General features: G+C 45.9%; 17 protein-coding genes and 3 pseudogenes. 10 read left to right on the forward strand and 10 right to left on the reverse strand.

Going from position 1 to position 19,703, the window contains the following annotated elements:
- Positions 1-370: 370 nt before the first annotated feature.
- A complete protein-coding gene (locus tag FEK42_RS18695) occupies positions 371-1,240 on the reverse strand; it encodes an aldo/keto reductase (protein ID WP_138211917.1) in 870 nt (289 codons plus the stop codon).
- 394 nt (positions 1,241-1,634) lie between these two features.
- Here FEK42_RS18695 and FEK42_RS18700 point away from each other — a divergent pair, with 394 nt between their 5' ends.
- Positions 1,635-2,486 (forward strand): helix-turn-helix domain-containing protein, encoded by an 852-nt coding sequence (locus FEK42_RS18700; RefSeq protein ID WP_135492010.1) that lies wholly within the window; start codon positions 1,635-1,637, stop codon positions 2,484-2,486.
- A gap of 125 nt (positions 2,487-2,611) precedes the next feature.
- Here the strand turns inward: FEK42_RS18700 and fdeC are convergent, their stop codons facing one another.
- A complete protein-coding gene (gene fdeC, locus FEK42_RS18710) occupies positions 2,612-6,859 on the reverse strand; it encodes an inverse autotransporter adhesin FdeC (RefSeq protein ID WP_138211918.1) in 4,248 nt (1,415 codons plus the stop codon).
- A 565-nt stretch (positions 6,860-7,424) separates the two neighbouring features.
- Here fdeC and FEK42_RS18715 point away from each other — a divergent pair.
- Together FEK42_RS18715 and FEK42_RS18720 are read left to right on the forward strand one after the other, a co-directional pair.
- Entirely contained in the window at positions 7,425-8,276 is an 852-nt protein-coding gene (locus FEK42_RS18715) for an aldo/keto reductase (protein ID WP_135492008.1), read from the forward strand.
- A 26-nt stretch (positions 8,277-8,302) separates the two neighbouring features.
- Positions 8,303-9,292 (forward strand): aldo/keto reductase, encoded by a 990-nt coding sequence (locus FEK42_RS18720; protein ID WP_130218362.1) that lies wholly within the window; start codon positions 8,303-8,305, stop codon positions 9,290-9,292.
- Here FEK42_RS18720 and FEK42_RS18725 read toward each other — a convergent pair.
- Positions 9,289-9,762, reverse strand: a pseudogene (locus tag FEK42_RS18725) (LysR substrate-binding domain-containing protein); the annotation flags it as partial. The gene FEK42_RS18720 and the pseudogene FEK42_RS18725 overlap by 4 nt on opposite strands.
- A gap of 119 nt (positions 9,763-9,881) precedes the next feature.
- Between FEK42_RS18725 and FEK42_RS18730 the strand changes: the two are divergent.
- The 3 genes from FEK42_RS18730 (at position 9,882) to ykgR (ending at position 11,003) form a co-directional block, all read left to right on the forward strand.
- A complete protein-coding gene (locus FEK42_RS18730) occupies positions 9,882-10,187 on the forward strand; it encodes a hypothetical protein (protein WP_135492007.1) in 306 nt (101 codons plus the stop codon).
- 133 nt (positions 10,188-10,320) lie between these two features.
- On the forward strand, positions 10,321-10,572 hold the full coding sequence (locus FEK42_RS18735; RefSeq protein ID WP_135492006.1) for a DUF1471 domain-containing protein: 252 nt from the start codon (positions 10,321-10,323) through the stop codon (positions 10,570-10,572).
- A gap of 329 nt (positions 10,573-10,901) precedes the next feature.
- Positions 10,902-11,003 (forward strand): small membrane protein YkgR, encoded by a 102-nt coding sequence (ykgR, locus tag FEK42_RS18740; protein WP_064530486.1) that lies wholly within the window; start codon positions 10,902-10,904, stop codon positions 11,001-11,003.
- Between the two features lie 110 nt (positions 11,004-11,113).
- Here ykgR and FEK42_RS22800 read toward each other — a convergent pair whose 3' ends face one another.
- Positions 11,114-11,338 (reverse strand): hypothetical protein, encoded by a 225-nt coding sequence (locus FEK42_RS22800; protein ID WP_167852386.1) that lies wholly within the window; start codon positions 11,336-11,338, stop codon positions 11,114-11,116.
- A 42-nt stretch (positions 11,339-11,380) separates the two neighbouring features.
- On the opposite strand from FEK42_RS22800, the pseudogene FEK42_RS18745 reads away from it, so the two are divergent.
- Positions 11,381-11,482 (forward strand): annotated as a pseudogene (locus FEK42_RS18745) (ribosomal protein bL36); the annotation flags it as partial.
- 113 nt (positions 11,483-11,595) lie between these two features.
- Here the strand turns inward: FEK42_RS18745 and FEK42_RS18750 are convergent.
- From FEK42_RS18750 to FEK42_RS18760, 3 genes are all read right to left on the reverse strand, one after another.
- Positions 11,596-12,285, reverse strand: a complete 690-nt coding sequence (locus FEK42_RS18750) for a tetratricopeptide repeat protein (RefSeq protein WP_135492005.1) — start codon at positions 12,283-12,285, stop codon at positions 11,596-11,598.
- A 59-nt stretch (positions 12,286-12,344) separates the two neighbouring features.
- Entirely contained in the window at positions 12,345-13,640 is a 1,296-nt protein-coding gene (locus FEK42_RS18755) for a PHB depolymerase family esterase (protein WP_135492004.1), read from the reverse strand.
- A gap of 90 nt (positions 13,641-13,730) precedes the next feature.
- Entirely contained in the window at positions 13,731-14,312 is a 582-nt protein-coding gene (locus tag FEK42_RS18760) for a class I SAM-dependent methyltransferase (RefSeq protein WP_240726494.1), read from the reverse strand.
- A gap of 210 nt (positions 14,313-14,522) precedes the next feature.
- Here FEK42_RS18760 and FEK42_RS18765 point away from each other — a divergent pair, with 210 nt between their 5' ends.
- Both FEK42_RS18765 and FEK42_RS18770 read left to right on the forward strand, forming a co-directional pair.
- Positions 14,523-15,197: a TetR/AcrR family transcriptional regulator gene (locus FEK42_RS18765; protein WP_130210784.1), complete on the forward strand. Its 675-nt coding sequence runs from the start codon at positions 14,523-14,525 to the stop codon at positions 15,195-15,197.
- 115 nt (positions 15,198-15,312) lie between these two features.
- On the forward strand, positions 15,313-15,651 hold the full coding sequence (locus tag FEK42_RS18770) for a DUF1294 domain-containing protein (RefSeq protein WP_130210782.1): 339 nt from the start codon (positions 15,313-15,315) through the stop codon (positions 15,649-15,651).
- Positions 15,652-15,699: 48 nt separating this feature from the next.
- On the opposite strand, the pseudogene FEK42_RS18775 reads toward FEK42_RS18770, so the two are convergent.
- A pseudogene (locus FEK42_RS18775) lies at positions 15,700-16,072 on the reverse strand (tyrosine-type recombinase/integrase); the annotation flags it as partial.
- Positions 16,073-16,450: 378 nt separating this feature from the next.
- Positions 16,451-17,785, reverse strand: a complete 1,335-nt coding sequence (locus FEK42_RS18780) for a PLP-dependent aminotransferase family protein (RefSeq protein WP_001560839.1) — start codon at positions 17,783-17,785, stop codon at positions 16,451-16,453.
- Positions 17,786-17,884: 99 nt separating this feature from the next.
- Between FEK42_RS18780 and FEK42_RS18785 the strand changes: the two genes are divergently transcribed.
- Positions 17,885-18,772: a DMT family transporter gene (locus tag FEK42_RS18785; RefSeq protein WP_001560838.1), complete on the forward strand. Its 888-nt coding sequence runs from the start codon at positions 17,885-17,887 to the stop codon at positions 18,770-18,772.
- 290 nt (positions 18,773-19,062) lie between these two features.
- Here FEK42_RS18785 and pinE read toward each other — a convergent pair whose 3' ends face one another.
- Positions 19,063-19,617, reverse strand: a complete 555-nt coding sequence (pinE, locus tag FEK42_RS18790) for a site-specific DNA recombinase (protein ID WP_000904981.1) — start codon at positions 19,615-19,617, stop codon at positions 19,063-19,065.
- Positions 19,618-19,703: the final 86 nt, after the last annotated feature.

The following is a 19,703-nucleotide window of genomic DNA, read 5'->3' on the forward strand; positions in this document are numbered from 1 at the left end:
TAATCCATCATTGGATACCTGGATGCAATAGCTAATTTTATTTCTTTCGGCGTCGCTCACATTTTTATAATGATCGCCACTAACAACATGGAATCATGCATTCGATATAATAACGTCATGAATCCAATCGAATTTATCTTAAACACCCATTTAGAGATACTCATTTGGTATCTGTTAAAACAGTCCACCAAATGAGTATAAATGAAATTATTAACAATAATCACACAACCATTAATAATTGTAATTTTATCTTACTGAAGCGATTCAGTGTGTTTTTATAATGAGATCCCGCCTTCGGAAAATATATAATAACATCTGCTATAAGTTATATTTTCAGAGTGCGGGTCAGGTAGTATCCTGATAACTCTAATTAGTTATGTATTTTTACGCCAAGACAGCCACGAACAAACTCAGGATTAAAATGTTTTACGGATTCGCCAACATAACCCAGATCAAGTGAGCTTATTTGCGCCATTTCTTTCTCTGTCAGGGAAAAATCCCAGATAGCGAAGTTCTCTTCAATACGCTGCTGATGAGTCGATTTTGGAATAACGACCACTCCCCGTTGAATATTCCAGCGTAGAATTACCTGAGAAATCGATTTTTGGTGAGCATTTGCAATACCCTGAAGCAGGCTGTTTTCAAATGGTTTATGTCTTCCACCGCCTAATGGTGCCCATGCTTCAGGCTGCACGTTGTAGTATTTCATGGTTGCCAGCGCTTCTGGTTGGGCAAAATAGGGATGCAACTCAACCTGGTTGACCATTGGCTTAATTCTGACTGTTTCACAAAAGTTGGCCAGAACATGAGGATAGAAATTGGAAACCCCAATTGCTTTCAGTTTGCCCTCTTCATAAGCCTCTTCCAGTGCACGCCATGCACTGAAATAATCGCGCATTGCCTGGTGCAATAAATAGAGATCAAAGTATTCAAGTCCCGATTTTTTTAATGACGCTTCAATACCTGCTTTTGCCGTATCCTGATCAACCATGTCCTGCACCCACAATTTAGAAGTAATAAATAACTCCTCGCGGGTACAGAAACCTTCCGAAATGGCTTCACGAATAGCCTCGCCGACGGCGTCTTCATTACCATATACCGCTGCAGTGTCGATTAGCCGATAACCGGTTCGGATAGCATTCAACACTGATTGTTTACACACTTCTTTATCGGTAACCTGAAAAACACCAAATCCCATCATCGGCATTTTCAGATTGTTGCTTAATATGGAAAATTCCACTAGCAGTCCCTCCATTACATATGAATCATTAGTCTACGTTAAAACATGACCGCAGATTAGTATGTGGATTTTGATATCACTTATGTAAAAATTTCATTAATAATAGGGGACTGTACTCTCTCTATTATGGGAAAAATGAAGCAGACACGATGAGATTGATGACAAGCACAAAATTGCCTGATGCGCTATGATTATCATGCCGACCAGAGAATCGCAATTTATTGAATTTGCGCTATTTTGTTGGCTGGATAAGTTCCGGCATACACAACAAGCATTAGCCAACAATCTGAGATACTGTCAGTCGCCAGGCCTCGGACCTTTCTGTTTTTGATACACTAATAGCCTTTGTCATACGAAAAATGTACGAAATGGCGAAGGGTAAATGGAGAATGTTATGATCAGGCAGAAGATTTTGCAGCAACTCCTGGAGTGGATTGAGTGCAATCTCGGTAACCCTATCTCAATCGAAGATATCGCACAGAAATCTGGCTACAGTAGACGCAATATCCAGCTCCTGTTCAGAAACTTCATGCATGTTCCGCTGGGAGAATACATTCGCAAACGAAGACTTTGCCGGGCAGCTATTCTTGTCCGACTCACAGCGAAATCTATGCTTGATATTGCACTATCTTTGCATTTTGATTCACAGCAGTCATTCAGTCGCGAATTTAAAAAGTTGTTCGGATGCTCTCCCCGAGAATACCGGCTCCGTGATTATTGGGATCTGGAAAATATCTTCCCTCCATTTTTAGCACGCCAACATACAAAAACTGATTGCACATTAATTCATTTCCCTGAAACACGTATTTTTGGCAATTCATTTAAGTATGATACTGAAATATCGAATAAATCACCGGATGAAGAAGTCAAATTGCGACGTCATCATTTAGCCAAGTGTATGAAGGATTTTAAGACGGATATCTATTTCGTCTCAACGTTTAAACCATCAACAAAGTCGGTCGATTTACTCACAGTTGAAACCTTTGCTGGTACGGTATGTGAATATGCTGACATGCCGAAAGAGTGGACAACGACCCGAGGACTTTATGCCTCTTTCCGTTATGAAGGAAACTGGGAACATTACTCTGACTGGGTTCGGAACATCTATCTGATAGAGTTGCCTGCCAGGGGGTTAGCCAGAGTGAACGGCAGCGATATTGAGCGATTTTATTACAATGAAGATTTCGTAGAAAAGGATGGCAATGATGTTGTTTGCGAAATTTTTATCCCCGTTCGTCCGGTTTAGTTTGTCGCTATGTCTTATTGAGTTTTACCCTGGCCTGCTACTGTTTAATCAGTATCAGGCCAGGTATTCAGTGAATAATGGCGTTGAACATGTCAACACCATTATTTTTTACTACATCGTCGCTTTTATTTCTCCTCCGCGTCTTCAGTATCTGCAGCCTCGGCGTTAATTGTCACCTTCACAGGCGTCATTTCGTACCCGCCATACGTCAGTGCGTGGAATGTGAACGTATAGAGACCCGGCTTCTTGGTACTAAATGTACGCGTAATTTTCCCGCTCGAGAAATGGTCGGCCTTCGACGGCAGGAACTTATAATCCGCCTCTGTCACGTCTTTCGGAGCCTCAATGTCGACCCACATAGTTCCTCCTACGGGGTTTTTTGCCGAGAACAGGGTAACCGTCATTGTTGCAGTCTTTACCCCATCCGCCACCAGAGAATCTACATTAGATGATGCGGCGAGCACCGCGTTTTTATCATCCGCGACGAATTTAGATTCGGCAGTTTTCGTCGATTCCTGACCGTTGCTCTGACTCACTTTCGCCGTGAGTGTATATTTCGCTGCGACAGTAGTCGTGGCGGTGAAAATAGCCTGCCCTTGCTCATTAGTTTTCGCCGTCCCATTGGGAGTCAGAACTAAATTGTCCGGGCTGGCAGTCAGCGTCACGTCGCTATCTTTCAACAGGTTGTTATTGGCATCAGTCACCGTAACTTTATACGTTTGTTTGGCATTGCCGTCCGCCAGTGCATAGTTGCCAATCACCTCAATACCGGAGACGGTTGCGGTAGCCTTATCGGCCACAAACGTTATAGTCTGCGCATCCGAAGGCTTGTCATTTCCTGCCGACGCCGTGACCTCATACGTTCCGGCAGTCACGGAAACCACTTTCAGTTCCGCTTTACCCTCCTTGTCGGCGTTCACCATGATATTACCGTCTGCAAGCGGTTTGACGCCCCGAGGCAGATTAAAGACGACCACAGCGCCAGGAAGAAGGTTGCCGTATTGATCCTTAACCGTTGCCGTCAGCGTAAAGGCATCATTGTCGTTTGCCACTTTTGGCGTGCTGCCATCAACCTCCAGGGTCGCCTGACCGGTACTGAAATCCGCCTTGAATTTCACCGTAACCGTCTTCTGAGTATTATTCACTGAGGCCGCGATGCTGTGTTCCCCGGCAACCGTTGACATCAGCTCAATGTCGGCTTTACCTGCCGCATCGGTTGTTACCGTATTCCCCGTCTTGCTGGTCACACCTTTCGGCAGAGTCAGCGTAACTTCTTGCCCCTGCAATGGGTTGCCATAGCTGTCCACAACGGTCAGGGTTACCTGGTTAGTCGACTGTCCATTAGCCACTTGGTTATCAACCTTCACCGTCATATCACTGATCACTGCCTTAGATGCGTCACCTGCAACATTCAGCACCAGTGGCTGAGCAACGGCATTTTGGCCGTTCACTCGCGGCATCACAGACAACTGGCCCGCGGCAGATCCCAGAGTCAAGGTCGCCACGTAGACCCCATTACTTGTTTCTGTCCAGTCTCCTGTTGAAGGTCGCACTGACCCCGTGCTGGCGGCACCACTAAACTGCGGTGCATCTGGCTTCAACCCGGTGACAAGGTTCCCATACGCATCCTTCACGGTGAAGGTGAGTTTCGTCGTCGCTTTGACGGTCGGAGCCTCATTGTCCGCAACAAGCGTAGAGTTCGCTGATGACATATCCCCCGCTACGACAGTCAACCGCGCAGCTTCGGTAGCTGCTGGCTGACCGTTGAATAGCGGCATAACGAGAAGCTCACCTGTCTTTCCGCCTGTGGTCAGCGTAGCGACATAGGAACCATCGCCTTGCTCGGTCCAGTTGGATACCGTCGCCCCTTCAGATGCAGCACCTGTCAGGCTTGCCGACAGGGAAAGGCCGCTGATAGCGTTGCCATGCGCATCTTTTGCAATAAGCGTCACGGTTGTGCTTTCGCCTGCTTTTACGCGATCTTTTGCCACAGAGACTGTCGACTGGCCTGAAGATAACGCATCAGCCACCACGGTCACTTTAGCCGCATTTGCTGCCGCGTCCTGTCCATTGAGCTTCGGCATTACCGCTAATTCACCCGCCGTAGTACCGAGAGAAATCTGCGCAGTCCAGGTCCCGTCGCCATTATCCGTCCAGCCTGAGGCCTTAGAACCTGCAGCGGCTGCGCCCGATAATGACGGTGCATCCGGATTGAGGCCAGTTACAGGGTTGTCATTAGCATCTTTTGCCGACCAGATTGCCGTAACTGTACCGCCAACCACCGGTTTATCCGGATTCAGGGCGATGGTCGAATGTGCTGCATCAAGCGGCCCGGCGACAAACTTCAGCGTTTGTTGTAATGAGCCCAACTGATACTGCTCGCTAAAGGCACGCACAACAACGTTTCCGGCACGGGTCGAAGAAACCGTAGCGCTGTAAACGCCTGGTTTTACCTCCGAAATGGTACCAATGGTGACACCATTGCTATCCTGCGGAACAAATCGCAAGCGGCTGGCCTCTCCCGTCACCGGGTTACCATCAGTATCCACCGCAGTCAGCGTCAGCGTGTGGGATTGCTGACCATCGGCAACCACGTCTCCTGAAGATTCATTCACGCTCAGAGTAGACTTCGACACATCCATCATCGTGGCGCGCAATTCTGCAGTGACGGTTTTGCTCATGCCATCAACGCTAACCGTAATCGTTGCCTCACCTGATTGCGTTCCGGTAGTAAAGACAGACTGGTACACCCCAGCTTCAGTTTCGGTGAACTCACTCAGTGTTGGCTGTGCCTGTGATTTAGTGGCCTTCAGGGTACGAGTCACAATATTTCCAGCTGGCTTGAACGTCAGCTCAGACTTGATCTGATCTTTCATACCCGTGACTGGCTGCCCCTCTGCATCGCGCAGAGAAAGCACCAGTGGCTTTTGCTCACTACCGTTAGCAAGCATTTGGATACGGCTCTGACCGTCAAGCGTTAACGCCGTGCGCTCGGCACTCATACCTGCTCCGGTAATGACCACCTCTGTCTGCACGCGTTTTGAGGCATTGCCTTTGTTATCGTAGGCAACCGCAGAAATCGCATAATAATTGTTTTTGCCTGCCTGGTAAGCCGGGAGCGTCACTTGCCACTGATTGCCCTGCCCGGTAATTTTTCCGCCTGCGGCCAGCAAAGATGGCGCTTCCCATTGAACATTTTTCAGACCGTGAGTTGCTTTGCTCACCACAAGCCCCAGGGAAACCGTCTGCCCGCCCTTACCTTCAATGCGCTCAGGCAGAGCAATACGGATCACTTCAGATTTGCGATACTCAAGAACGATATTGTTATTACGCTCAACCAGGTCATAGCGGCTGCCTGCCAGTACCCGACGCTCGCGAATGCTATCCGTATCGAGTTGTTTCGCCAAAGGTTCGCCAATTCGGTAGTTAACTTCCAGGCCAAAGCGAGTGTCATTCTCACCGCTCTTGCCCTGCTTATGCCCGGCGCTCAGTGTCAGAAGAGGCACTGGCGTATAGGTCACCTCGGCAGAAATAGCATGCGGGTCTTTCTGGCGCTTATCTTTACCAAACAGCCCGACTTCATCGCCATAATACTGTTCATACATCAGGCTTGCGCCAAGCTGCGGCCAGGCAGGTAAATAGCCCTCTGCGCGGATATCCCAACCATTCGCCGGGCGTTCCTGATAATCCTCAATATCCGGCGATTTTTTCCAGCCAGAAGCGCGGATATAACCATTGGCGCTCAGTTTCAGATAATCGCGCCAGTATTCCGCACCAACACCAATACGGGTATGACTACGGGATAAATCATGGTCAATAAAGGTGTTCACTCCCGCCATCCATTCATTACCTGAAAAATGACGCCAGCCGAAGCCAATATTTGACTGAGTACGATCGTCTGTACGATGTATTGCCCCCTGAGTGAACAACATATTTGTCGGCGTATCATAAATCGGATAAAGCATTTCCAGCGAAGAATCCTTCAGCGAGAAATCTTTATCGACATTCAGTTTAACGCGCGCAGTACCATATTTCCCGAGCCACTCCTGGATTTCCTGGGTAGCTTTAGTGGTGGCCATCCCGGTAATAAAATTACGTGTCGCATCGCTATCTGGCTGACTACTCAAAAATGTCCCGGCATTTGCGGCAAACGACGCGACATTTTTCTCCACATTATTATCAGCAGTTACCGTAGTATTTTCCATGCTCAACCGTGGCTGAACCGCATTCTGCGCACGTGCCGCCATTACTGGCGTAAAGGTGACTGCAAGTGGAAAAAGAACCTGAACAGAGATATTTGCCCACGCCACGCAGCGGGCCAGAACTGAATAACGAAATCGTGGTTGTTTATGACCTGTTTTATAACGTGACATTGAGATAATTTCCTGATGAACGAATTAACGAACATAGGCAGACACAAATAATGGCGTCCGCTTGTCAGAAAAACCGGGAATTTCCCGGTTTCCTTTTCCGCAGAAAAGGAAATACCTTTATGTAAGAAAGTACACCGCCACCTAATATATCCAGTGCCTGTAGCCACTCATCAGGTGGTTGGGCGCGGGATTATATTTTTATTTATGGGTGAAAATTTAGCTTTTTGTGCAAGTCATTAAATAGATACCTAAGTTATATTTCTTAGTCTGCGGACAGTGAATAATTCATTATTCAGAGTGAATAATAATGACCTGCCTTTAATTTATCACGATTGGCAATACGTCGAAGTAGGTATATACGCCAGGATAAACCAATATATTTTTTATGGATATTCATTTTCCTTCATCAGAATGTAAATTCCGGGGATATCGAACTTGCACGACTCATCTCAACACTCAAACAGATTTATGAATTTCGTTCATAACCCCTGACAGATCCTGCCGTCTAATCGAGCTCTTCCCTTTACGTTATGCTTCTCATGAACGATAACGGAAGGATAACACCATGCAAAAAGTAAAACTGAACAACGGTATTGAAATGCCCCTGCTGGGCTTTGGTGTATTTCAGATGACCGATGCCGCCGAATGCGAAAGAGCGGTCATTGACGCTATTAACACCGGTTATCGACTGATTGACACCGCCGCCTCCTATCAAAATGAAACCCAGGTCGGGAACGCACTGAAACAAAGCGGTATCGTCCGTAACGAGCTCTTTGTCACCACCAAACTCTGGTTGCAGGATACCAGTTACGAAGGGGCCAAAGCCCAGTTCGAACGCTCTCTGAATCGACTGCAACTTGATTACGTTGACCTGTATTTGATTCACCAGCCATACGGTGATGTCCACGGTGCCTGGCGCGCCATGGAAGAACTGCAACAGGCAGGCAAGATCCGCGCTATTGGCGTCAGTAACTTCCATCCTGACCGACTGGCTGACCTTATCGCCTTTAATAAAGTCGTTCCGGCGGTAAACCAGATTGAAGTTAACCCCTTCAACCAGCAATTACAGGCCGTTCCGTGGATGCAAAGTCGTGGCATTCAGCCAGAAGCCTGGGCACCGTTTGCGGAAGGGAAAAATGGTCTGTTCCAGCATCCCGTATTGACGGCAATTGGCGCGAAGTATGGCAAAAGCGTGGGCCAGGTTGTTCTGCGCTGGATCTACCAACGAGGCATTGTTTCACTGGCAAAATCAGTGCGAAAAGAACGCATGGAAGAGAACATCAACATTCTCGATTTTGAACTCAGCCCTGAAGATATGCTGCAAATTACCGCCCTGGATACCGCAACCAGCGCGTTCTTCTCTCACCGCGATCCCGCAATGGTGGAATGGCTGACTGGCCGCAAACTTGATGTTTAAGCCGCGATAAAAGAGGTATTCATTCAATGCAAAAACGTTATCTGGGTAAATCCGGACTCGAAGTCTCCGCCCTTGGGCTCGGTTGCATGGGCTTAAGCCACGGCTACGGCCCGGCGACCGATACCCGTCAGGCTATCGAACTTATTCGTGCTGCGGTTGAACGTGGCGTCACCTTCTTCGATACCGCCGAAGTGTATGGTCCGTATCTGAATGAAGAAGTGGTCGGCGAAGCCTTAAAACCGTTTCGTGACCGTGTGGTGATTGCCACTAAATTCGGTTTTACCTTCGGCGATGATAATAAGCAGCAGATTTTAAACAGCCGCCCGGAGCATATCCGTGAAGCCGTTGAAGGATCATTACGCCGTCTTAAGACTGATGTCATTGACCTTCTGTATCAACACCGTGTTGATCCGGATGTTCCTATTGAAGATGTTGCAGGAACGGTGAAAGACCTAATTGCAGAAGGTAAGGTCAAACATTTCGGCCTGTCTGAAGCGGGAGCACAAACCATTCGTCGTGCACATGCGGTACAACCTGTCACCGCCCTGCAAAGCGAATATTCCATGTGGTGGCGTGAGCCTGAACAGGAAATTCTGCCGTTGCTGGAGGAACTGGGGATTGGTTTTGTACCCTTCAGCCCACTAGGTAAAGGTTTCCTGACGGGGTCGATTAAGCCAGGAACCACTTTCGGCAAGGATGATTACCGTAGCACCGTACCGCGTTTCGCGGCACAAGCTATTGAAGCCAATGAAAAACTGGTCACCTTGTTAGGTGAACTGGCCGCGGAGAAAGGGGTAACATCTGCACAAATCGCACTGGCATGGCTGTTAGCACAAAAGCCATGGATTGTACCCATCCCTGGCACCACTAAACTACACCGGCTGGAAGAAAACCTGGGTGCTGTCGACATTGTTCTTTCGCGCAATGATACGCAGCAGATAACCGAGGCACTGGAAACAATTAAAATCGTCGGTGAACGTTACTCGCCTGAGCACCAGGCACGCGTAGGCCGTTAATGCCCAAACGGGTCCACAACAAAATGTGGACCCGTTACTCTGAATACGATCAACAGCGCAAAAGCTGGCGGATGCTGCTTGTGGCTGGGGTAGTAAAGGTAATATCCTGGAAAAGTTGGACACCACTCCTGCAACACCTGAATAAGCTTGCCTGACTTTACATACTTCTGAACCATGTCTTCAGAGAAAGCGATCCCAAACCCTGATAACGCGGCATCAATTCTTACTGGCAATGGGCTACACGTCAGTTGCCCCTCAACCTTGACGCGAAGTGGTTTCCCTTCTCGCTCGAACTCCCAGTGGTAAAGCCCACCGGCGGTTGGCAAACGCATATTGATGCAGCGATGATTTTGTAGCTCGTGAGGCGTTTCAGGTAAGGCGTTAGCGGCAAAATACTCCGGTGCCCCCACCACGGCCATCCGCATCTCTGGTCCAATCCGCACTGCAATCATATCCTTATCCACATTTTTCAAAGCGCACTCATGAAGGGCGTTCATAGATACAATTATTTTAGCCACATTACTGACAATTATGATAATTGATAATCTGTATGTATCGAAAATAAAGATTAATTATCATGAGGTTTACCATGAAAATACTCGTTGCAGGAGCAACAGGATGCATCGGTATTCATGTAGTAAATACCGCTATTGCAATGGGTCATCAGCCCGTGGATCTGGTCAGTACCCTGAGCAACGACGCCGCTAAAAATAAAACATTCGAACTGGTCGCAGAACGAGGAGAAGCGCAGCAGGATCTGCCCACTCTGTTTGCAAACCTGCAGAGTGATAATCCTCAAAAAAACGATGGGGTTTTGGATATAGACAATATGCCTGTGCGTGAAGAACCTGAATGTATTATTAATGACCTGAATCTGCACACCAAGGTTAACTAATTTTAAAATATGACAATTTTATCATATAGCGGTCAGTATTATGACAGCTTTAATCTGTACAATTATCAGGAAAGAGACGTTCTCTCCTATATTAATTCATTTTCAAACATATAACTTAGATTAGGTATTAGTTATGAAAACACTACTTGTTACTACATTAGTCATGGGCTTTATTTCGGTGAATGTTGCATTTGCAGCGCAAGAAATTAATCATACAGATGGCAAAGAAAAGATTGGTGTAATCTCAGCCAGCAATGCCTTGACGCTTGATGAGTTATCGAATGCGCTTTCTCGTAAGGCTGATGAGCAAGAAGCAACGTCGTTCAAAATCCTGTCTACCACGGGGAATAACAAACTGCACGGAGTTGCTGAAATCTATAAGTAAATAGTAAATGATGTGCCATGGACTGTTTATCATGAGCATCGGTTCCATGGCTTGTCCTTACGACGAAAATGCAGTCTCAGCAGATTGTAAACACGGTACATTTCTAAGTGTGAATAGCACAATTATGCGGGGATCATACAAGGAGAGCAGCGTAATCCTCAGGGCCAATCTCAGCGTAAACTATGGATCACTTGTGTGCGATTAGTAATAATTGATGTAATACATCTTTCCAAATTTGTGATACAGTTCAAAAAATTGGTTGACCAAACTCGTTATCTATATAAGAGGCGCTTATGAGGTGCGCTCTTTTTTAAAGCGAGGAAATACCAATGAAAGAGAATAAGATACAAGAAATCAGTAATAAGCTGATTAATATTGTTGTTTTGGTTGCAGTTGTAGAATATGCTTATTTATTCCTCCATTACTATTAATTACATCTAAAAACAATTCCCTTAGGTGATATTTAAAATATGTATCCTCCACCTACTTTGTAAGAGTTATGCCAGTGGGGAAGGATATTCGTACGGTTTCGAAGGGAAGTTTAAAGAAACCGTATTTGTGCCGCACTAAAAGAGATTGCGCATTGAGTCAGCATTTTAGTTACCCAATGCGCATGTTGGTTCACCAAATTGTTACTTTGGCTGCGTGATAAATAATCAGCCGGTAAAGCAAGGCTCACCCACATTCTCAATGCGTTCATACCGATCAGCAGGTAGTGACATAAATCAGCATGAATAGTGCCGTCACCAACGATAGCCAACAACATCTCTCACTTCCGGCACGTTCAGTTAGCTGCGGGAATCCCACATATCCAGACTGTCAGATTGTGAAGCGAAAAGGACGGCTATATGCCATTTGCAAATCTAATCCCCGCTTTAAGGCTGTTCAGAGGCGCAAGAAAAAGCGTTAACTCTGAGTTTGAAGGTTCAACGACACCTGGCTGGCTGCATAATCATGCCTGATTAACGCTGGTGTATTCAGTACGCCAGCATTAACTTTCCTGCAAACGTATCTTCTTACTCATTAATGGCTTGCTACCTGCTGATGCTGTGTATGAGCCGCATCAACCGCTTTTTGATACCATTTTTTAGCCAGTTGTGGATTTTTCTCTACGCCCAATCCCAAAGAATAAATATCACCTAAAGCCACAAAACTGGGAGCAGTGATATGATCCATTCTGCTGATATGTTTAAGATAAAGGTTTATCGCTTTTTGATAATCGCGTTTTACACCATAACCTTGTTCATAAAGTTTAGCCAGACGATACTGCGCCGTAATATCATTATTTTTATCGCCTTTCTTATAATATTTCGCCGCTTTATTATAATCCTGAGGAACGCCTAATCCTCTTTCATAAATAATCCCAAGATAACGTGCAGCTTTCATTTCTCCCGCCAGGTCAGCTTGCTCAAAAAGGCTTAAGGCTTTTGCATAATCATACGGTACGCCATATCCATTAAGATATAAAATCCCTAAATCCAGTTTCGCGCGGGGGTTTCCGCTGGCTGCTGATTTCGTCAACCATTTAAAAGACTCAGTATAATTCACCGTTTGATTGTAGTTTCCATTCAGGTATGCTTCCCCCAATCTGGCTTGCGCTTCTGCATCTCCCTGAGCAGAGCGCGTTATTATTTCATCAAAATTCATTTTTGGTGGAGTATCTGCATATACAGATGCAGAAAAAAATAGAATTACAAATAATAACGCCTTCATTCTGTCTCTCGGTAAAAATGACTGCCAACACGATACCTGATGACAGTCTGGCCTACACTTTATTGTTTGCGTTGGTTAAATAACCATTCACGAACTGGTTCTATGCTGTAAGCAATACGCCATGTGTTACGATGCCCGCTGGCACCTTCTCGCGAAGAGTATTCATCAAATACACTGTCTTTTATAAAAACGGTATAACGGATATTACTTTGTTCTTCAAACAATGTGTCGGCAGCAAATCGATATTGTTCAGGGTCCCATTGACCATTCCATGCTGCACGAGAAACTTTTCCCCCAAACTGCTTAAGACGTTCAGTAATCGCGTTGAAGCTGGGAAAAGCCCCTGCATCATCTTCTGAGGCCATAAACCACAATTTGTTTTTAGCTATTGGAGCAACCTGTTCCGCATCCCATTTTCCTGCAACCAGGTAACTCGCTGTGAAAAAGTCAGGATATTTGATATTCATAGCGATGGCCAGCATACATCCCCCTGACTGACCAGTAACATAAATACGTTCAGGATCTATTTTATATTCTTTCATCAAAGACTGAACAAGATTTATTGTTGTATCAAGCAACGTAGATGTACGCCAGTCATCATCAGCAATGATTTCATTATACTGAGGAGCTAAAACATAGCAGGGACGTTTCAGTTGTTCTTCCGGTTCTGCCCAAATTACTGCGCCTAGCCCCTGAAACAGAGTCGTTGTTATTTGTGCACTGGTAGCCCCTGCATCATGCATAAAAAGAACCAATGGCAATACTTTATTTTGTTCTTCAGGAATAAAGAAATTATATTCTAGTATTTTTCCACTTTCATTGTCTTTATATTTACCTTGTCTAAAACTATCGACCACCAGATTTGAAACGGCGTTAGTTTCCAGCGTGGTATTTTGTGTAATCACAGTTGCAGATGCATCTTTATATCTAATAGTTTGGTTTAGTTTTTCTCCTGCAACCCAGGAGGGTTTACCTTGCCCTTGTTTGGGAGCTGCTTTTTGTATTGTTGGGTCCGTTATAGTTTCTTGCCATTCATTTTGTGGTTTGCTGTGGTCCAGTTCAAGAATCGCGTACTTACCTGATTTTGCCTCAACCAAAGCTGTTGACTGACTGATAAACACTTTATTGATATGATAATTTTTTACGCTAAACTCTGTTGACGAAAGTTCTTCCTTATTTATAGGCTTTTCAAATTCTACAGCTATCGCAATAAGTCGAACTCCGTCACCAAAAACTTGTGTAATAGCTGTAGCCTTTATTGCCTTGTTGTTTGTGTTTGCGAATACAATGCGAGGCATTGAAACAACTAAAGCACCCGCAATACTTTTAATTAAAAACTCTCTGCGCGTCGGCATAAATGCCCTCTTTACTTTTGACCAAAATTAAATGAATATCAGCATGATACCAAGACTATATTTTTTCAACTTTATCATTCGTGCTTGTATTTAACTTATCTTCAGTGCTAACTCTGTACCTCGTTTTATCGGCAATGTTATAGAAATAAAACCATTCTGCGGATCACGAACATAGGATAAAAAATCCGGTTCTGCGTTATCATTTAATATATATCCTCCTACTCGTAACTGTGGCGCAACGATCTCAGTAACCTTACGAGCGAGGCTTGGGCCATCCGCAAGAGGGAAACCATCAATAAGAATAAAATCGACAGGACCACCGAGATCTTTCAGCGTTTCTCTCGCATCACCGACACGAATATCAACAAAAGACGTAAGACCTGCCTCTGCCAGATTTCGAGACGCGACTTCAGCCTTTTCCCGTACCATTTCAGAACCAATCACCAGTCCGCCACCATTATCTTTCATCGCAGCGGCAAAATAGAGCGCTGACATACCTACAGAAGTTGCAAAGTCCACAACGCGAGTGGCTTTCATTGCCCGGCACAGTAAGTAGATGAGTTCCCCCTGTTCTGGGGCTATGGAAAAGCCATAACTGGAAAATTTTTCAGGATCAAGTGCCGGAGCTTCGCGAAACAGTTCCTGCGGGGGATGTTTGCGTTCATTATTCATGCGTTCCAGAACACGTATAACCTGGGGATCACGAATGGGGCAGATACTATTATTTAATCGACTCATAAATAAGGACCTGTATTTTATGAAGTGATGTTACCTGGTTGTTTTCATACACCATGTTATGATCATTGCTTATGTTGTTGGTATAGTGATACCATTTTTGGTACTGGTCAAGTACCAAAAATGAATGCAGGAGTAACTGTTTTGATGAACAAGAGCGAAGTGAGGACGCCGGTGCGACGGGGAAGACCTAAAAGTGCGGGGCTTGATGAGCGTAAGAAAGCGATAGTTATTGGCGCGTATAGTGCCTTCATTGAGCTTGGTTTTGCCCAAACCTCAACCACAGAAATTGCTCGTCGGGCAAAAGTATCAAAAAGAACAATTTATGAGGTATTCAGTAATAAGAAGGAAATTTTTTCTGAAGTAATTAAAGAATATAAAGCCCTGTTCCTCGATCTCCCAAGACCGGAAAACGAGATGCTCCCCATTAATGAAACTCTGTTTCGTATATTCCGATTAGATATAAGTCAAGAAGAAGCTAAAGAGAGAGAAGCACTCTTAAAATTAATGACACGTGAATCAATTCTCTTTCCAGAGCTTTCAGACTATTTATATGCCACTAAAACGCTTCGCTCAAGAGAACTGTTAATCGAATGGCTGGATATTCAGCAAGCTCAAGGGCGTATTGCTGTTAAAAATACGGGTAATTGCGCTGGAATGCTAATGGATATTGTTTTTGGCGCATTGCTTCCTCGTCGATGGGTTTTGGATGTTAACGAAGATCAGACATTAACACCTGAAGGTCGTCAGCAACAACTTGAGGAAATAAAAGAGCGTATCGAAACTGTTATACAAGGGATTGAAGTGGTCAACAAAAACTAGCCACGATTATGGGGATACTTACACAACATCATAATCCCCAAAATTGAGTCCATTCCGTTTAGGGAGATATACAAAAACGATAGCAAGCGCATGCCTGGTATGACTAAAATACGCCATGAATCTGAATCGTTTTTGCTATTTGCTCCTCCTTTTAACGGCTGCCAGCAGTGTGTTACTGGCGGAGCCGTTTGCTGCGTGGGTTACATGCGTAAACCTGCTCACCCTGGTAATTTATGGTACTGATAAGCTGGCTGCACGTAGAGGCTGGCGCAGAGTGCCAGAAGCAACTCTGCTGGTGTTTGGCTTTGTCGGAGGTTGGGTTGGTGCAATTATTGGTCAACAGGTCTTTCGACATAAAACACAGAAACAGCCATTCAGAACCTACTTCGCAATCAGCGTCGTATTGAACGTGATGATCCTGTCAGTTGTGATATATGAATTGTATCAACCATAAAACCCGGTATCCGCTCCGGGAGTTACAGGCAGTAGCTCCATGCTATTTCACCGGCGCTTTACTCATGCACTTATTTGGATCCTTACGACCAGGAAACACTAGAGGATAATTTCCTGTCATTATCTGAAGCGTTTTGAGTATTGTAATTGCCTGAATTGAAAGCGGAACAATATGTGGTCGCCTCATTTTCATCCGTTGCGCAGGGATCTCCCATATCGCTTTATCGAGGTTGAATTCGCTCCAGAGCGCCGCTCTCCACTCTCCGGTTCGAACACCTGTAATAATCAACAATCTCGCCCCCAAAACAACCAGCGGACTACCTGTGTAACCAGATAACGCATTAAAGAAAATACGGTTGATAATGGAAGATAAGGAACGGGCAGTGAGCTGTAGTATGTGCGGGGTCAATTGACTTAGATAGACTTGGGAAGAGTTTGAAATGGTGCCGATAATAGGAGTCGAACCTACGACCTTCGCATTACGAATTATAAGAATCCGCTTCTAATTCAAAGCATTACCCCATCAACACTGCGCTCACACGTCCCACCACATCAAAACATGTAAAGCCTTGCAATCCATTGCGAGGCCTTATATGTCTCAGTTTTGTCCCACCTTGTATTACGACTTGCATAGCCAATGAAGATAAACGTGACGACAAACGGCGCAGCAGTCTTCTTTTCCTTCACACTTTCCCCACCCAGCATGCATACCTTTCTGCCGTAACTGAAGTGAATGTCTCAGGGCGTGAAGCGGACGTTGTATTCTTTGAAGTCAAATACTCCAACAACGGACTATCAGGTTAGCGATACTGCTCATACTCAATCGCTTCCCGAACTTTAAGAATTGCCTTGTATAAGGCATCGGTAGTCACGGAACCTAGGGCTAACCTGATTGCCTGGGGCACCACTAATGATGTACTAAACGGTTCTGCTGTTGAGACAGAAATGTTGCAATTCATTAAATTCTTGGCAACCCTATCAGCTCGTGCTTCATCTGGCATAGGGATCCAGGCAAAATAGGAATTCGAATGCGTAACACAGCGAAGATTGCCCAAGTTGGATCTTAATACAGCCTGGCGCTGGCGCGCATCGCGCCTTTTCAGTATTTCAAACCGGGAAACAGTACCATCTTTTATCCAGTTACAGACCAGCGAGGTAATCACTGAGGGCGTATTCCACGCGGTTGCTCTCACAGCTCTTTCCAGAGCTGGTCTGTAGGTTTCAGGACAAACTATAGCCCCTACTCTAAGTCCCGTCGCGATGTTCTTTGAAAAACCCGTAACGTACACGGTGCGTTCCTGCGCATAAAAGGCAACTGGTGGCGGAGGCCTGTGGATCAGAAAACTATAAGCTGTATCTTCAATGATGATCAGGTCATAAGCTCGGGCAATATCAGCCATTTTTTTTCGCTGCTTACGGCTAAGCACCCAGCCCAAAGGATTGTGCAACGTAGGCATTGTATAGATGGCTCTTACATCCCTTTTCTGGCATATCGCTTCCAGTGCAGATAAATCGGGGCCATCAACCAATGCTGGAATACTGACAATCTCCAGATGGTATAACTCAGCCAGTACTTTAAAGCCGGGATAGGTCAGAGCATCGACGGCCACCACATCTCCTGGTCGCAATAACCCCATAACTGTGACGGTAAGTCCATGCTGCGCGCCATTCACAATAATCACATTCTCTGGTTCAGGCTCAAACTCTGGACTGGCAAGGTAACCGGCGATAATTTTTCGCTCAGTCATTCTGCCTGCATGCGGCTGATAGCGCAGAAGCGACTCAATATCTCCCACGGTCGATATATGTCGGAGAGCGCCACGCAATATTTCCCCCTGCTCCGGTAACGATGGATAGTTAAAGTTCAAATCAATCACATCTGTAGCAACAGCAGGCTGGTCGACTCCATGTCCGTATGGAAGCGCGATTTCACGAACAAACGTCCCCCTTCCCGTTTCTCCGCTGACCAGCCCCATAGCCTCCAGCTCGCTATAAACTCGTGTCGCTGTCGCCAGCGAAATGTGTTCCCGCGCAGAGAGTGCTCTGTGTGTCGGTAAACGGGTGCCGGAAGGAATATCTCCACTGCGTATCTTCTTTGCGAACATATCTACGATGGATTTATAGCGCTCTTTCATCGAATGTATCCATGACAATAATTATATTGTATCGAATGTTTGAGCGTACCATCGCCATCACAATGCTCAAGTCTGTAGGCAACAAAAAGTGAGGTCGGTATGGAGAATTCAGTGGCAGATAAAATGGCGGCAAGTTCAGTATCTGGTTGGGTCAACGGTCTGTTGGGCGTCATCATTTTTAGTGGTTCCCTACCGGCCACACGTGTTGCCGTGCTTGATATGGATCCGTTTTTTCTGACTTTCCTCCGGGCATCCATTGCCGGTACGCTGGCGGTGATTCTTGTTTATTACTTTCGTGAAAAACGCCCACAAGCCGCTCAGTTCGCACCGCTAATTATTGTGTCTGTGGGCGTCATTGTTGGCTTTCCCTTACTTACAGCGATGGCGCTAAAGCATATTGATGCGGCCCACTCGATCGTTTATTTAGGGCTACTGCCGCTTAGTACAGCGATTTTTGGGGTACTACGAGGTGGTGAACGACCAACAATAGCGTTCTGGATTTTTTCTGTTCTGGGTAGCCTACTGGTGATAGGGTTTGCCTTCATGCAAAGTGATACAGTCTCCCTGACAGGCGATCTTCTTATGCTTGCCGCTGTGGTTATTTGTGGACTTGGGTATGCAGAAGGCGCAAAACTGACCCGAGTGCTTGGGGGATGGCAAGTCATTAGCTGGGCACTGATTATTTCCCTGCCTTTTATGGTGTTGGCCTCATTGATGACAATACCCGATACTTTTGGCGGGATTTCTACATCGGCCTGGTTCGCTCTGGCCTACGTCTCGCTATTCAGCATGCTGATTGGCTTTATATTCTGGTATAAGGGACTGGCTACTGGCGGGATTGCAGCTGTCGGTCAGCTACAGCTATTACAGCCTTTCTTTGGATTGGGTCTGTCAGCCACACTGCTGCATGAAGCCATTAGTCCGCTGATGATACTGATTACATTCGGTGTCATCCTCTGCGTCATAGGCTCCCGTAAATTTTCCTGATAAAATTCAGTCTGGTCTGCCAGTACTGACCAGGCGTTCTATCTGGAAAACTCGTCTTTATGTTCACCGATCCAAGCGTTTTTCCAATGTAAAAATAAACGTCTTCCTCTGGCACATAGCAGTCCTAAAGATAGTGGCGTACAGTCATAGATGGTCGGTGGGAGGAGGTGCAAATCCTCTCATACAAAAAAATACGTAAAATCGATAACGGCTGGAAATAATTCAATACTTGCAATATCGGAAGTTCACCAGCCAACCGCGCACGATCTTGCATACGACATGCTACGGTTTCATTTATCTCCGACCGGAAACTTCTTATACAGTGTCGATATACCAACATCATAGATGATCGCCACCTTCTGGCGAGGAACGCCTGATGCAATTAATCGCCCGGCCTGCGCCCATTGTTCTGGTGTAAGTTTGGGACGACGTCCCCCAATTCGTCCCTGTGCGCGAGCAGCTTCCAGTCCAGCTTTTGTTCGTTCAACAATCAGTTCTCGTTCCATTTCAGCCAGGGCACCCATCACATGAAAGAAAAAACGCCCCATCGGTGTGCTGGTATCAATAGCATCCGTCAGGCTGCGAAAATTAACGCCACGTTCGCGCAACTCCTCAACCAGAATGACCAGATGCCGCATACTACGCCCCAGCCGATCCAGCTTCCAGACAACCAGAGTGTCACCTGCCGATAATGTCCTGAGCAGTTTTTTCAGTCCCGGCCTTTCGGACTTTGTACCGCTTATCTTGTCTTCAAAAATCAGCTCGCATCCTGCACAGTTCAGCGCATTACGTTGTAGATCTGTGTTCTGGTCATTTGTTGACACACGTACATAGCCAATAAGCATGGTAGATCTCCCTGACAAAAGCAGGAATGATGCCATTTGCTCGTTATTTCTGTATTTTCATAAACGTTGGTTTGGGAGAAGCGGCA

The organism is Escherichia sp. E2748, from assembly GCF_005781125.1.
GTDB lineage: Bacteria > Pseudomonadota > Gammaproteobacteria > Enterobacterales > Enterobacteriaceae > Escherichia.